We start from the raw sequence: 17,333 nt of genomic DNA, 5'->3' as shown, positions 1-17,333 counted from the left end.
TATAGCTGTTTAACGAATATGTCGGGGAACTGTTTTATTAAATAAATGCCCTGATTTGCTGAATTTTTTCCCTTATAGCAGCGCTATTTAATGCAATTTTTAACACTATGTCCTATTTTTATCGACGTGTAATATAAAGTGTTTGGCGTTTACCAAAAAAATCGAAATTCGAGTTTAATAAAAAAGATATAGTTTATCTTTTAAAAAACAGGCTAAATTCTGTCGCGTGAGCTTTTTAAAGGCAAGGATCAAATAATATGGCGGAAACTGCATCATCAATTAAATGGCTTCTTTCTCAACAAACGGAAATACGCTACCTTCCTGATACAGCTTTTCCAATCCGCTCGACCTTCAAATCGGAAGACGAGTTGCAGCAACTGGCCCATGAAATGGCCGAAGGTAAAAAAATTGTTTTGCCGGAATATACGCCATTCGATTTCAGAGAACGTCTCACCGAAAATTCCAAGCTCATTTTGCATACCTTCCGTTCGACCGATGCTGCCGCTCGCAATAATGAAACCATTACACCGGCTGCCCAATGGCTGCTCGATAACCATTATACGATTGATAAAACCATCCAGCAGGCGCGGCGTGACTTTCCGCGTGCATTTGTCAAACAGCTTCCCCCTTATAAAGGCGAAAATGAACTGCCGAGAATTTTCGCTCTAGCCTGGCTTTATGTTGCGCATACCGACAGCAGTTTTTCGCTTAAAACTTTAACGGCTATGGTCAACGGCTACCAACAGGTTGCAGATTTCCAGATTGGCGAATTATGGGCTTTGCCTTCGGCTGTCCGTATGGTTCTCATCGAAAACGCGCGCCGGCTTTCCATGCGCATCGAAAAAGCCCGCCGGATGCGGCGATTTGCTAACCAGGCCGCTGACCAAATGGCTCTGGCTGAAAATGACAATGCACTTCAAAGCATTTTTTCAACTTACGAGGCACTTGTTGCCGACCCGACTTTTGCGGCCCATCTTCTCTATCGTTTGCGTGGCGCTTCTGTTGATTCAACAACAGCCTTGAACTGGCTTGAAGAGCAGTTACATCGTCATGGCAGCGACCCTGAATCGGCAACTGCCGAAGAACATTCGCGCCAATCAACCGGCGGTGTGACAATGGGCAATATCATTCGTGGCCTGAAAGCCATTGATGACGTTGATTGGACATACTGGTTTGAAACGGTCAGCCATGTCGATTTTCTGTTGCGTGAAAACAGCGATTTCGGAGAAATCGACTTTCCATCGCGCAATACCTATCGCGTCATCATCGAAAAAATTGCCCGTCGTTCGCCGTTAACCGAACTGGAAGTGACAAAAAAAGCAATCGACATGGTCGAGAATGCAAAAAAAGACGGTGTCGCGACTGGTGCATCGGTTGCCTGGTATCTTGTGGGACCTGGACGAGAAGCCTTTGAACAGGCTTGCAATTATGATTGCCCGTTCTCGACGCGTTTCATGCGTGCCTTCCGCGCTATGAAAATTTTCAGCATTGCGGTTCCGGTTTCTGTCCTGACCATTCTCATTCTCATTGCAGTTTATGCATTGCTGCGGGAAACCGGTTTGAGCCATGCTTTGTCGCTAACTTTCACAGCACTGGCACTTTTCCCGACAATGGATACTGCTTTTGCGCTCTTCAATACTCTGGTTGCCTGGACTGTCGAACCGCGGCGACTGATCGGTTATGAATATAAGGACGGTATTCCGGAAGAAGCCAAAACACTTGTCGTCGTTCCGACAATGATAACCTCACGCGATTCTATTGACGAGCAGATAAGAAATCTCGAAGTTCACTATCTCTCGAACCCGCAAGGAGCCATTTATTTTGCATTGGTGACTGACTGGGCCGACTCGAAAAAGGAAGAAACGGCAGACGATCGCGATCTCCTCGAATATGCGCAAAAAGGTATTGCCGATCTCAACCGTTATTATCGCGGTGACGGGCAGCCGTTATTTTTCATTTTACATCGCCACCGTTTGTTCAATCCTAGTGAAGATTGCTATATGGGCTGGGAGCGCAAACGCGGCAAGCTGCACGAGTTGAATCTGCTTTTGCGCGGCGATCGTGACACAAGTTTCTTCCCGACAGACCCACGTCTGCCCATGGATTGCCGGTTTGTCATGACACTTGATTCCGACACCAAGCTCACCCCCGAAGCGGTCACCCGCCTTGTCGGCAAACTCAATCATCCGTTAAACCGCCCCGTTATCGATCCCGAAACACATAGGGTTAAAAGCGGCTATGGCATTCTTCAGCCGCGTGTGACACCCTCGCTTACCACCGGTGATGATGCTTCATTCCTGCAGCGTGTTTTTTCGGTCAATCGCGGCATTGACCCTTATGTTTTTGCCGTCTCCGATACCTATCAGGACCTTTTGGGCGAAGGAACCTATACCGGCAAAGGCCTTTATGACATTGATGCGTTTGAAATAGCGCTTGCCGACAAAGTGCGTGAAAATAGTGTGTTGAGCCACGACCTTCTTGAAGGCGGTTATGCACGTGTCGGTTTTGTGAGCGATGTCGAAGTGGTTGAAGATTATCCGACGGCTTATAATGTCGATGTTGCCCGTCATCATCGCTGGATCCGTGGTGACTGGCAATTGTTGCCCTATCTTTTCACCCGTCACAATATCAACCTTATTACCCGCTGGAAAATGCAGGATAATTTGCGGCGTTCACTAACCCCGCTCATGTGGATTATTGCCTCGCTTTTCGGTTGGTGCATATTGCCGCTTCATACGGCTGTGTTCTGGCAATTATTTCTGCTTTTGGGCATGTTTATTGCCCCCACACTTGGTGTTTTGCGCAATATTATGCCGACAAGCATGGATAATTCCTTGCGCGGCCACTTCCAGTCGGTGTTGACGAATATTGCGACAAGCACCGCAGATGTTGCACTGCGCACGACCTTCCTTGCCTATTCGGCATTCTATATGGTTGATGCGATTATCCGTACGCTCTATCGCATGTTTGTTTCACACAAACATCTGCTTGAATGGAAAACATCGGCAGCAACGCGTTCGTCTCCCAACACGCTTTCCTATTATGTCACCACCATGTGGCCGGCTTCGTTAATTGGCATCGTTTCCATTGCGTTACCTGCCGCACTTCATAATTCGGCAGTTTTTGTGGCTCTTCCTTTTGGCCTTGCCTGGTTTTTTTCACCGCTTATTGCGTGGATTGTGAGCCGTTCGGCTGCCTTTCAGGATTCGCTTGAAATCCGGCCATCCGATAAAAACGAACTTCGCCGTATAGCACGCCGCACCTGGCATTATTACGAAACATTCGCCAATGCCGATAACCACTTTCTTCCTCCCGACAATTATCAGGAAGATCCCGTACCGGTTCTGGCACGCAGAACCTCTCCAACCAATATCGGCGTCTATCTGCTATCAACAGTCGCAGCACGTGATTTCGGCTGGGTCAGTTTTGATGACGCTATCCAGCGTATTGAACGCACACTCGATACAATGGATAAGATGGAAAGATTCCGCGGCCACTTTTTCAACTGGTATGAAACAGATACATTGCGGCCATTGGTACCGAGTTATGTTTCGACCGTTGATTCAGGCAATCTTGCCGGTCATCTTGTAACACTGGCTGCCGCCTTGAGAGAATGGGGTGAAGCACCATCGGTATTCTTACAAGGTGATCTTGCAGGCCTTCTTGATGTCAATGACATTTTGCAGGAAACATTAAACCTCATCCCCGATGACCGTCGCATTCTGCGCCCGCTTCGCAGAAGAATTGAAGAACGCATCGCCAATTTCCGGAGAGCCGTCCGCTCGATTATGGATGAACCGGAAACGGCAACATTCCGCACAGCAAATCTGACAACTGCGGCAAATGACATAGGACGTCTCACAAGCGAGCTTGACGGCGAAATCGGCAGCGATGAATCACGTCATGCTGTTTCGTGGGCCGAATGCCTGATCGAGACCTGCGAAGCCCATACCCATGATGCCACAGCCGATCATGACACAGAAGCTCTCCGGAAAACTTTGAATGATCTTTCGGCGAAAGCTCGCCAGTTTGCTTTCGATATGAAGTTCGATTTCCTCGAACGACCGGAACGGCGGTTGATGTCAATCGGCTATCGTGTTCAGGAAAACGAGCTTGACGAAAGTTGCTATGATCTGCTTGCTTCGGAAGCCCGTCTTTCGAGCCTGTTTGCCATTGCCAAAGGCGATGTCAAGGTCGAGCATTGGTTCCGTCTCGGTCGTATGCTGGTTCCGGTCGGCTGGAAAGGTGCTCTGCTTTCCTGGTCGGGTTCGATGTTTGAATATTTAATGCCACCGCTTGTCATGCGTGAGCCTTTGGGGTCGCTCCTTGACCAGACAAACCGGCTTGTTGTTCGAAGACAAATCCAATATGCCAATGAACGCGGATTGCCATGGGGTATTTCGGAAGCAGCCTTTAATGCCCGCGACCAACAGATGAACTACCAATATTCCAACTTTGGTGTTCCCAGTCTCGGCCTTCAACGCGGGCTTTCGCGCAATGCTGTTATTGCGCCTTATGCAAGCATTCTGGCTTCACAATATATGCCAACCGAAGCAGTTGCCAATCTTGCACGCTTGCGCAAACTCGGTGCGCTTGGAGAATACGGTTTTCATGACTCGGTCGATTTCACCCCGGCGCGTGTGCGTGAAGGCGAAAAATATGCTGTCGTCAAGAATTATTATGCGCACCACCACGGCATGTCTATTCTTGCAATTGACAATGTCATTTTCGACGGTCGCATGCGGGATCGTTTCCATAGCGATCCGGTGATCGAAGCTGCACAGCTTCTGTTGCAGGAAAAAGCACCCCGCGAAATTCCTATGGTTCATGCAAAAACGGCAAATCCGATGCGCAGCGATGCCGGCGGTTTTGAAGATGCACCGGTTCGCGTTATCAAAACTCCGCTCACCAAGCCGCGTTCGACAGTGCTTTTGTCAAACGGGAACTATTCGGTGATGTTGACCGGTAAAGGTTCGGGTTATAGCCGCTGGAACAATATTGCCGTTACCCGTTTCATGCCCGATGCAGCCGAAGACCAGCAAGGTACTTTCATCTTTTTACGTGACCCTGCTTCCGGCCGCTGGTGGTCGGCAACAGGTGAACCAACGCGCGTTGCCGATGAAGAAGCTTCAACCGTTTTCACCGATGAAAAGGCCGAATATACAAAAACCGTCGATGGTATAAAATCGACTGTGGAATGTATTGTTGCATCCGAAGGTGATGGTGAAGGACGACGTATCGAACTTATCAACACCACCTCGAAAGACCGCATTCTTGAAATTACTTCCTATGCCGAGCTGGTATTGACAACACCCGAAACGGATGCGGCGCATACTATCTTTTCACGCATGTTTGTGGAAACAGAAATTGCCGATCAGGGCGGAACAATTTATGCCAAACGTCGTAAACGCGACCCGAAAGATCCGGAAGTCCATGTGGCCCATTTTGTCACCGATACATCCGGTGCCATTCGTGATGCAGAAGCAGAAACCGACCGGCGCGTCTTTATCGGTCGCGGTCGTTCTATCCGCCGTCCGGCCGCTTTTGACCGTGGTGCGACATTGACCGGAACAGAGGGATGTGTGCTTGATCCTATCGCAGCAATAAGATGTCGTGTGCGGGTTCCGGCACGCAAAAAGGCGGCTTTGATATTCTGGACATTTGCGGCAAATTCAAAAGAAAAGCTCGCCTCACAAGTTGAATATTACCGTCAACCGAATGTCTTCGAGCGCGAGTTTTCGCTCGCCTGGACCCGTTCGCAAGTGTCGCTTTATCAGCTTGGTATCAAGCCGAAAGAATCGGTCGTTTACCAGAAATACGCGACCTCGCTTATCTATCCGGATCGCACTTGGCGTTTGCCTTCGGAGGCGCTCGCCGAAAATCTTGGCAAACAATCGGATTTATGGCCGATGTCAATATCCGGCGACTTTCCGATCTTCCTTCTCAGACTTGATAATGAAGCCGATCTGGAAGTCTTGCGCGGGCTTTTGAAAGCCCATGAATATTGGCGGATGCGCGGACTGACTGTCGATGTTGTCATTTTGAATGAACGGGCATTTTCTTATGCGCAAGATACCCAACGCGCGATCGAATGGATGTGCGAAGGTTATCGCAACCGCACCGCTGAAGCAGACGGACGCCAACATATTTTCACCATCCGTCGTGACCAGATGAACGAGCAGAGTTTTAAAACTTTGCTTGCAAGCGCCCGCATTGTTTTGCAAGCCCAAAACGGTTCCTTGTCCGAACAAATGCAGCGCATGGAAAATATTGATTCCGACCTTTCCCACCGCAACAAGGAGGACGAGGCTGCCCAATCTACCAAGACGCATACCAATGGAAAAGCAGCGCAACGCAAAAGCGGCAAACACGAAGAGATCGTTATGCCACTTGAACAAGGCCAATTTACATCTATCGGTATCATTGGCGACCAGCATAAATCCTGCCCGCTTCCTGATGGCAAAGACCTTGCTTATTGGAATGGCTATGGCGGTTTCGACAAGGATAATAGCTACGTCATTCGTCTTTCGGGAAGAAATGCAACGCCAAATCCATGGATTAACGTTATTTCAAACGAACATTTCGGTTTCCACGTTTCGGCAGAAGGGTCGAGCTTTACCTGGTCGGGCAATAGCCGCGATTACCAATTGACACCGTGGGCGAACGATCCTGTTGTCAATCGTCCGGGTGAGGCTCTCTATATCGTTGACCGCCACTCGTTAAAACGTTTCTCGCCGGTATCGGTTGTTGAATGTGATGACACGGCACTTTACGAAGCGCGCCACGGCCTTGGCTATTCGACATTCACGTCGAAACACGGAGCGATAAGTCTGGAATTGACCCATACCGTCGATAACAAACGCCCGATCAGGCTTTCGCGTCTTGTTATCAAAAACGATGACAAGAGTTCAAGAAGTCTGAGACTTTACGATTATGTCGAATGGGTGTTGGGCACAGTCAGGGCAAAAGCTGCTCCCTTCATCATTCCCGATTATGACAAAAAACGCGGTGCGCTTTTTGTTCGCAATCCTTATCATACGGAGAAGTCCGAAGAAGTCAGCTTCATTGCGGCTAACAGCACACCTTCAAGTTACACAGCCGACAGAACAGAGTTCATCGGCTCGATCGGTACTGTCAAACATCCGCAAGCAATCCGTCAAGGAGAGGCGCTCTCCAACACGGTTGAAGCCGGACGCGATCCATGCTCCGCACTTGCTTTTGATATTGAATTGAAAGCCGGTGAAAAGAAAGAGATCATCTTCTATCTCGGTAATGCACGGAATAGAGTTGAAGCCGAAAAATTGCTTGATAGCATACGCAAAGAGACTTTCACCTCTGTTCTTGAAAAAGAGAAAAAACAATGGACCGATTTTGTTTCCGGCCTTCAGGTCAAAACAAATGACCGTTCATTCGATCTCATGGTCAACAACTGGCTTCCCTATCAAACCTATGCCTGCCGCATCATGGCGCGCGCTGCATTCTATCAGGCAAGCGGGGCGTTCGGTTTCCGCGACCAGTTGCAGGATACTTTGTCGCTCTTGCTGCTCAAGCCGGAACTTGCCCGCGAACAGATCATCAATGCCGCATCACGCCAATTTCCGGAAGGCGATGTACAACATTGGTGGCTGCCCGATAGCGGTGCCGGTGTCAGAACATTGATTTCCGATGACGTGGCATGGCTCGGTTATGGTACTGCGCTTTATGTCAATAGCACGGGCGATCATGCGTTTCTTGATACAGACATTGCTTTTATTGATGGCGACAAGCTCAAGGAAGGCCAGCATGACAGCTATTTCCAGCCAGCCGTTTCGCCAAAAACCGCAACACTTTACGAGCATTGCGCACTCGCCCTTGACCTTGCAGTCAAACGTACCGGCGAACACGGCTTGCCGTTAATGCTGGGCGGTGACTGGAATGACGGAATGAATCTTGTCGGCATTGAAGGGAAAGGCGAAAGTGTCTGGCTCGGCTGGTTCCTTGGCACGGCTTTACAAGCTTTCATTCCTATTGCCGAAGAACGCAAGGATGAAAAGCGCGTCAAGACATGGACGCATCACCTCGAAACACTGACCAAAGCGCTTGAAACCAGCGGGTGGGATGGAAAATGGTATCGTCGTGGTTATTTCGATAATGGAGAACCTTTGGGTTCACACACCAATGACGAATGCCGGATTGATACGATTGCCCAATCATGGAGTGTTATTTCCGGCATGGGAACGGAAGAACACCAAAAACAAGCCATGCAATCCATGCTTGACCAATTGCTGGACGAGAAAGGTCAACTTATACGCCTGTTCTGGCCACCATTCGACAAGACCGAGCTTGAACCCGGATATATCAAGGGCTATCCGGCGGGTATTCGCGAAAATGGCGGTCAATATACCCATGGCGCAATCTGGAGCATTCTGGCACTTGCCAAACTTGAGGAGAACGATAAGGCTTATCAGGTCTTTTCGATGATTAACCCGATTTCCCACGGGAAAAATCCTCATGTCTATCGTGTCGAACCCTATGTGATTTCTGCCGATATATACTCTGTCGAGCCACGGCGCGGTCAGGGTGGATGGACCTGGTATACGGGTTCGGCCGGCTGGTTCTATCGTGCGGCGACAGAAACTATTCTCGGCATTAACCGCAAGGGTTCCAAACTTTATCTCGAACCATGTCTGCCAAAAGATTGGCCGGGTTACGAAGCAACTGTCAAATTTGACAGTGCAACCTATGTTATCAAGGTTAATCGCGGTAAAACGCCCGCTTTGACCGTTGATGAGAAGACCGTCGATAAACCTGAAAACGGCATCGGTCTGAAAAAGACAGGACATCATGAAATCAATCTGACGATCGATAAATGACTTCAAGGAGTCTAAAGACTCCTTGAAGCACCTCGCGAAGGCTTTACTTTCCTTTGTTCTTTTATCAAGGTAACCTTTTCTTGTAAGGTAGAGTCAACAAACAGATTGAAAGTGTTATGGCGCAAACCGATATTGCAGAACGTGTATATAATCACACATGGAAGCTTGATCCTATTATAAGATCACTGCTTGATACCGATTTCTATAAGTTCCTGATGTTACAAATGATTTGGGGGCTTTATTCGGATGTCGATGTGACTTTTTCACTGATTAACCGGACAAAAACGGTTCGGCTGGCAGATGAAATTGATGAATCGGAATTACGGGCACAGCTCGATCATGCCCGTACTTTGAAATTCACCAAAAAGGAAATGATTTGGCTTGCCGGTAATACATTTTATGGCCGCAAGCAAATTTTTACCCCCGATTTTCTCCATTGGCTTCAGGGTTTCCAATTGCCTGATTACGAGCTGACACGTAAAGACGGGCAATATATTTTGAATTTCGAGGGGCCGTGGACACACACCACAATGTGGGAAATACCTGCACTCTCGATTATCAATGAATTGCGTTCGCGCGCGGCAATGCGCAATCTCGGACGGTTCGCACTCGATATTCTTTATGCGCGTGCAAAAGCGAAAATGTGGAGCAAGGTCGAGCGGCTTAAAAAATATCCGGATATTCGTATTTCCGATTTCGGTACACGCCGGCGCCATTCGTTTTTGTGGCAACGCTGGTGTGTCGAGGCTTTAAAAGAGGGAATCGGGAATTCATTTACCGGTACTTCCAATGTTCTTCTTGCCATGAACAACGATTTGGAAGCAATCGGCACCAATGCACATGAACTGCCGATGGTTGTTGCAGCCCTTGCCAATAATGACGAGGAGTTGCGCACAGCTCCTTACCGGATTATGCAGGATTGGAACCGTTATTATGGCGGTAATCTTCTGGTTGCACTGCCTGACGCTTTCGGTACGGCGGCATTTTTACGCAATGCACCTCAATGGGTGGCAGACTGGACAGGCTTCCGTCCGGATAGTGCACCGCCGATCGAGGGCGGAGAACGCATTATCAAGTGGTGGAAAGACCACGGCAAAGACCCGCGTGAAAAACTTATTGTTTTTTCCGATGCATTGGATGTCGATACAATCGAGGAAACCTACAAGCATTTTCAAGGGCGTGTTCGCATGAGCTTCGGTTGGGGAACAAATCTGACCAATGATTTTGTCGGTTGTGCTCCCAAAGACATCAAAGAACTTGATGCAATTTCACTTGTTTGCAAGGTTACCCATGCCAATGGCAGACCGGCTGTCAAACTTTCGGATAATCCTGAAAAAGCCATTGGCGAGCCAAGTGAAATTCGCCGGTACTTGCAATTTTTCGGCAATGAAGAGCGCGTGGCAAAGCCGGTAAGGGTGTAAGAGCATTCTATTTCCGGTTTAGCCTGTTCTCAGGATTTACCTCTATGTTCCATTGGCGGCCAATAACGTTCAGATAAAGCTTTATTGGCCGCCAATAATTTTCAGTTTAGAGTTAATCACACCGTTATCGGTGCATTTGATGGGCTTCGTGTTTTTACTAGCGCGAATTTCAAACCGCTTGCCTGCCGTCAACTTTTATCTGTTATTGGTAATTGTCTTGGCGGGAACCGGCCTTTCATTTGCCGTTTCGACTAAAACAATTTGAAAATTCCTGATATAATTATGTTCCGGACATCTCATAGCTTATCGGGGTGAACAGTTTTCGTTCGCCAATATTTTGTCGTAAAAGTCCATTTAACCTCTTTTATCCTATAGCCTGTTTTATTACGTCGATTTTGTTTCTCTCTGCTATAGGCTGCCAATTTTCTTATTGTTGGCATCAATACCGCCTGAAAACACATTATCTTTGCCCCACGGGAAACGAAATTCGGAAAAACAGCAATTGTTTTCAAGATTTGATATGCCTTTCCTGAAGGTTCATTTCCATCCTGATTCAAAAAATGCCAATTTTTATCATGGTTGGATTTATCCGGTTTCGCCGAACCGATTTCTGGCGGGACTTTGGATAGAGTGGTGTTGTTCATCCGGAAAAGCCGGAATTTTATTATTGAAAACCGGCAGCATCATCCATTTTTGCCGGGAAGCGACAGGGGTAAACAGAAGGGCGAAAAGCTCATCGGGATATAAATTCGCAGTCGCATATAATTGAAATCGACAGGCTATAAATTCAGAGTGTCATAGTGGGACTTGTGCAAAATAGTGCAAGACAATTGCACTATGTTTATTAACCCGTCACAGAAACACCTGACATCGTAAATCTTGAATTGGCGACTGATTGTTAGAACACATCCCGTCACGCGCCGAAAAATCTGTCTTAAAAAAATCGGCTTTGTTAAACAAATTTCGGGAGATCAAAAGCCTGATAAAAACCGGCCTTTAAACAAGGCCGGTCTGTTCAAATAAAGCGGGAAGGATAAAAGAGCCGTGCCGGATTTAAAGAACACGGCTTTAACGAATACAGCTTCTGCGCCGGATGTTTTCCGCAAACATTTGTATCATCCGGCACAATGAAATTCCGTCAAACGTCGAGATTCGAGACGTTAAGCGCGTTTTCCTGAATGAATTCACGGCGGGGTTCCACTTCATCGCCCATCAATTTGGCAAAAACCGCGTCTGCATCCTGTGCATCGCCAATTTTGACCTGCAATAGTGAACGGGCATTGGGATCAAGTGTTGTTTCCCAAAGTTGCTCGGCATTCATCTCGCCCAGACCTTTATAACGCTGCATCGTCAGCCCCTTTTTGCCATTGGCAAAAATGGTATCGAGAAGAGCAATCGGGCCAGAAATCGTTTCCGTTGTATCTTTACGACGAAAAACCGGAAGTTTTCCATAAATTTCATCGAGATGATGGGACATATTGTCGATCCGCTTTGCATCGGTCGAAGCAATCAATCCCATATCAAGAACGACAACATCTTTTACACCGCGTAAAACGCGCTCGAAACGGAGACCACCGTCGTCATTCACATGGCCGGTCCAGCCGCGTTCCATATCTTCGGCAATCATATCAAGGCGAGCGGCCACACGATCAGCCGTTTCCTGCGCTTTTTCCTTTGTCGACAGAGCTTCCGGATTGAGAGCACCGGCAATTGCCGCCTGCTCGACAACGGTACGATTATATCTGGTATTTAAACCATGAAGCATATTTCTTATCACACGTGCATCTTCAACCAATTGGTGCAAATCCGCACCGGCGCGCATTTCACCATTGGCAAGTTCAAGCACACTGCCTTCAAGCCCTGCTTCGATCAACGATTCCTCAAACGCCGTTTCGTTCTTGATATATTGGGAAGATTTGCCACGCGTTACTTTGTAAAGCGGTGGCTGCGCGATATAGACATAACCGCGTTCAATCAATTCCGGCATTTGACGGAAAAAGAAAGTCAGTAACAGAGTACGAATATGCGCTCCATCGACATCCGCATCTGTCATAATAATGATTTTGTGGTAACGCAATTTATCGGGATTGAATTCATCCTTGCCGATTGACGTGCCAAGTGCGGTAATCAACGTACCGATCATATCCGAAGACAACATCCGGTCAAAACGGGCACGTTCAACATTCAAAATCTTGCCGCGTAAAGGCAAAATAGCCTGATTTTGGCGCGCTCTTCCGCTTTTGGCCGAACCACCGGCGGAATCACCTTCCACGATAAAAATCTCCGACTTTGCCGGATCGCGTTCCTGACAATCGGCGAGTTTACCCGGAAGTGACGAAATATCCAGAGCACCTTTACGGCGGGTCAATTCACGTGCTTTACGTGCAGCTTCACGTGCAGCAGCAGCTTCAACAACTTTGCCGATCAGAATTTTTGCTTCAGCGGGATGTTCTTCAAGCCAGTTGGAAAGCCCTTCATTAACAAGATTTTCAACCACCGGCCGCACTTCGGACGAAACAAGTTTGTCCTTGGTTTGTGATGAAAATTTCGGATCTGGCACTTTTACCGACAAAATTGCCGTTAAACCCTCACGACAATCATCCCCTGTCAAAGTGACTTTTTCTTTTTTGGCAATTCCGGATGTTTCCGCATAACCGTTGACCTGACGTGTCAATGCACCACGGAAACCGGCCAAATGCGTGCCGCCATCGCGTTGAGGTATGTTATTGGTAAAGCACAAAACTTTTTCATGGTAGGAATCATTCCACCACATTGCCACTTCGACATTCATGCCGTCTTTTTCGCCGTTAATATAGATAGGTTCGGCAATGAGCGGCTTTTTTGACTGGTCGATATATTTGACAAATTCGACAAGCCCGCCTTCATAATGCAATGTCTCTTCACGCACATCGGCATGTCTGCGATCTGTCAAACGGATGCGCACACCCGAATTCAGAAAAGCGAGTTCCCGAAGACGCCGCTCCAATGTATCAAAATCGAACTCGACCATCGTAAAGGTTTCGGTACTTGGAAGAAATGTAACTTCAGTACCGGTTTCATCACCACATTCGCCAACAACCTTAAGCGGCGCATCTGCTTCACCATGGGTGAAGCTCATTTCGTGGATTTTACCTTTACGTTTGATACGTAATTTCAACCAGACCGACAGCGCGTTGACAACCGAAACGCCAACCCCGTGAAGACCACCGGAAACTTTATAAGAATTCTGGTCGAACTTACCGCCGGCATGAAGCTGTGTCATGATGACTTCTGCGGCCGACACCCCTTCTGTCGGGTGAATTTCTGTCGGAATGCCGCGTCCATTATCAGTGACAGTGCAGGAGCCGTCGGCATTCAGTGTGACTGTGATAAGGGTTGCATAACCGGCCAGCGCTTCATCAATCGCATTGTCGACGACCTCATAGACCATATGGTGCAAACCTGAACCGTCATCGGTATCACCAATATACATACCCGGACGTTTGCGCACGGCATCAAGGCCTTTAAGAACCTTAATGGATTCGGCATCATAATCGCCTTCGTGATGCTGCGTTGTTTGGTCACTCATAAGTCAGTCCATTTCTGCTTTAAAAACATCGTGTTAAACCGCCTTACGAATCAAGGCGGACAAGCTCGTTATTTATACGCCATGAGCCTTTATTTACCAAGTTTTTTCAGTATCTTTCCCGTGGATAGTGGGCGGTCAAACCCTTTACCGAAGCGGTTTTTAAAGCCCGTTCGGCAGTATCCCGAAATATGAACGTTTTTGAAAAAATGAAAAATTAACCGGTTATCCAACTTCAAAAACTGAACAAACGACTTGTTCACTCTTCAAATTATGCCACTCTACGTAAAACGATATGAATGTCACAATCGAAATTAAACAAAATCATCCCTTTGACCTGCTACTGCGCGTTTATACGCGCAGCCCATTTGTTGAAACGGGATCATCCCGTTTCAATATTTTCAGGCGGTTTTTTCCAGTTTTCTTTAACGAAATGATGAAACCGCCGGTTATCAAATTTCGGGAGCCGACACATTAGAGAGCGGCTGTTACAATGATTTCTACCCGATAAAGAGGAGAGGCGAGCTGCGCTTCACAAGTTGCACGTGCGGGAGCTGAATCTTTTTCAAGCCACGCTTCCCAAACCTCGTTCATAACGTCAAAATCAACCATATCGGCAAGCCAGATTGTTGCTGATAAAATGCGCGATTTATCGGTTCCTGCCTGTTTCAAGAGGTGATCGATTGCAGCAAGTGCTTCTACTGTTTGTTCTTTGGTGGTTTTTCCGGGGCTGCCAACTTGCCCTGAAAGAAAAACCATACCATTATAAATAACGGCTTCACTCATCCGTTTATTGGCATCAATACGTTTTATTGTCATATTATTTTCCCTTGATTAATCCTGCATTGCCAGGCTGTTTATTTATTGGCATTTGACGGGCGAAAGTCTATTTCTTTTGCGTGCCATAAAGATGTTCCAATAGTTATTCACAAAGCCTGTATGAACCAAGACCAACAAAATCTTCCTGTTAACGAAGCACTTCCTGCGCTCGATCAAGCGCTTCAAAACAATAATAAAGCCATTCTTGTTGCCCCTCCGGGTGCCGGAAAAACCACGCTTGTGCCGCTCCATTTGCTAAAACAGGATTGGTGCAGGGATAAAAAAATCATTCTGCTCGAACCGAGGCGCCTTGCGGCTCGTGCGGCTGCCCGCCAAATGGCAACGCGACTTGGAGAAAAAGTCGGCGAGACTGTCGGCTATATCATGCGCTTTGATAAAAAAATTTCCAAAAGCACGCGCATTGTTGTGGTGACCGAGGGGGTTTATTCGCGCATGGTTCTTGACGATCCCGAATTATCGGAGGTAGCAGCAGTTTTATTCGACGAATTTCATGAACGCAGTCTTGATGCCGATTTCGGCTTGGCACTGACGCTTGATATTCAGGATGGTTTAAGGCCCGATTTGAGAATTCTTGTGATGTCGGCAACACTAGACGGGGCGAGAATTTCCAAAATTCTTCAATCGGCTCCTTTGATAGAATCCAAGGGGCGGAGCTTTCCTGTCGACATCGTCTACCAACCCCGAAAGGTCGGGGACAATCTCGAAGAATCTATGGCAAAAACCATCTATCACTGGTTGTCGTCACAACCGGAAAATATTCTGGCCTTTTTGCCCGGACAAAGGGAAATAAACAAAACTGCACGTTTGCTTGCCGATATGGTTGATAAAAATACCATTATTGCTCCTCTTTACGGTGCAATGGATAGTAAAGAACAGGATTTGGCAATCAAACCGGCGGAACGGGGCAAACGTAAAATTGTTCTTGCAACCTCCATTGCCGAAAGCTCGCTGACAATCGAGGGCGTCGGCGTTGTTATTGATAGCGGGCTTTCACGGGTTCCGCTTTTTGAGCCTGCAACCGGAATAACAAGGCTGGAAACGGTTCGGGCTTCGCGTGCGTCCGTTGACCAGCGCGCCGGCCGCGCCGGAAGAACTTCGCATGGCATTGCCGTGCGTCTTTGGCATGAGGGGCAAACATCTTCACTTCCCGATTATCAAACTCCTGAAATATTAACCGCCGATCTTTCCGGCCTTTTGCTTGATAGCGCAGCCTTTGGCATCACCGATATATCGCAACTTGTTTTTCTTGACCCGCCGTCAAAACCGCAATTGAATGAAGCACGCGAACTGTTAAAAAAACTCGATGCCATTGATGAAAATGGACGCATCACCGCCATAGGCGAAAAAATGCGCAAAACCGCCTTGCCGGTACGTTTATCCGCCATGCTTATCAAAACAAAAACCATTGAAGAAATGCATTTGGCAAGCGAAATTGCAGTTATATTGACAGAGCGCGGACTTGGCGGCAACGACGATGATATTGAACGCAGAATTGAAAAATTCCGTATAGACAAATCGGACAGAGCAAAAAAAGCACGTTTGCTGGTCAAGCGTCTTGTCAAACAACAATATCCTGATAGCAGCGATGATATTGATAATTTACCCCTCCTTTCCGCCGACCAGGCGGGGCGGCTTCTGCTTTTTGCTTGGCCTGACCGTGTTGCCAAAGCAAGAGGCAATAACGGGCGTTTTTTAACAGCCAATGGAAGAGGCGTTGTCGCCGATGAATTATCGCCGTTTTTCAAAACAGATTATCTCGTGGTTGCCGATATGATGGGAAAAGCCGAAGAGGCGCGTATCATTACAGCCGCAAAAATCGACGAAGAAACAATCCGCACTGTTTTGAACGCCAAGATAGAAGGCCGCACAGAAATTTCTTTTGACGCGCAATCGCATTCCTTGCGTGCGCGAGAAATTCAAAAAATCGGGGCGGTTGTTCTTGGTGAAAAAACACTTCCGCTGCCAAAAGGTGAAAAAGCCGATCAGGCTGTTATGATGGCTATCCGGCGTTATGGACTGAACATTCTCCCGTGGACAAAAAAGACCATTGCTTTAAGACAACGGCTTCAGTGGTTGCATCAAGGGCTTGGAGAACCGTGGCCCGATATGTCGGATAAAGAACTTTTAGAGAAGCTCGATGACTGGCTTTTACCCTTCCTGACAGGTGAACCGCAGCTTGATAGAATAAGAGAGAATAGCATTTATAACGGTCTTGTTTCGCTTGTGCCTTATCAACTGCAAAATGAAATAGATAAAAAAGCGCCAACGCATTTTACAGTACCGACCGGCTCAGATATTGCGATCAATTATGAAGGAGAGGCTCCCCTTCTTTCGGTACGTGTTCAGGAACTGTTCGGACTCGACCGGCATCCCGCCATTGCCGACGGGCATATACCGCTTGTTCTGGAACTTCTTTCCCCCTCGCACCGGCCAATACAGATCACGCGTGATTTGCCGGGCTTCTGGCGCGGTTCATGGGCTGATGTAAGAGCCGACATGCGCGGGCGCTACCCCAAACACCCCTGGCCGGAAGACCCGCTTTCCGCACTCCCGACGCGACGGGCAAAACCTCGAACCGGTTGAAATCCGGACAATAATCGGCTTTAAACACATCATACGGGATTAGCCCGTCGAACTTCCCTTGAATAAAAAGCG

The 17,333-nt window shown here is 47.7% G+C and carries 5 protein-coding genes; 3 read left to right on the top strand and 2 right to left on the bottom strand.

The window, feature by feature from the left end; all coding sequences use genetic code 11:
• Positions 1–257 precede the first annotated feature (257 nt).
• Positions 258–8,852, top strand: a complete 8,595-nt coding sequence (locus tag GQS64_RS02480; protein ID WP_198230515.1) for a GH36-type glycosyl hydrolase domain-containing protein — start codon at positions 258–260, stop codon at positions 8,850–8,852.
• Between the two features lie 116 nt (positions 8,853–8,968).
• Entirely contained in the window at positions 8,969–10,273 is a 1,305-nt protein-coding gene (gene pncB, locus GQS64_RS02475) for a nicotinate phosphoribosyltransferase (RefSeq protein ID WP_077990519.1), read from the top strand.
• A gap of 1,138 nt (positions 10,274–11,411) precedes the next feature.
• On the opposite strand, the gene gyrB is transcribed toward pncB, so the two are convergent.
• Positions 11,412–13,841 carry a DNA topoisomerase (ATP-hydrolyzing) subunit B gene (gene gyrB / locus GQS64_RS02470; RefSeq protein WP_077990516.1) on the bottom strand — a complete coding sequence of 810 codons (2,430 nt, stop codon included), beginning with the start codon at positions 13,839–13,841 and terminating at the stop codon, positions 11,412–11,414.
• 471 nt (positions 13,842–14,312) lie between these two features.
• Positions 14,313–14,657 carry a RidA family protein gene (locus GQS64_RS02465; RefSeq protein ID WP_198230514.1) on the bottom strand — a complete coding sequence of 115 codons (345 nt, stop codon included), beginning with the start codon at positions 14,655–14,657 and terminating at the stop codon, positions 14,313–14,315.
• A gap of 120 nt (positions 14,658–14,777) precedes the next feature.
• Here GQS64_RS02465 and hrpB point away from each other — a divergent pair, with 120 nt between their 5' ends.
• Positions 14,778–17,261, top strand: coding sequence for an ATP-dependent helicase HrpB (gene hrpB, locus GQS64_RS02460; RefSeq protein WP_198230513.1), 2,484 nt, complete (start codon positions 14,778–14,780; stop codon positions 17,259–17,261).
• The last annotated feature ends 72 nt before the right edge of the window (positions 17,262–17,333 follow it).

It is taken from the genome of Bartonella sp. P0282, assembly GCF_048452985.1.
GTDB classification, from domain to species: Bacteria; Pseudomonadota; Alphaproteobacteria; order Rhizobiales; family Rhizobiaceae; genus Bartonella; species Bartonella choladocola.
Note: the sequence above shows the minus strand (reverse complement) of the source record. Positions and strands in the feature narration are given on the sequence as shown.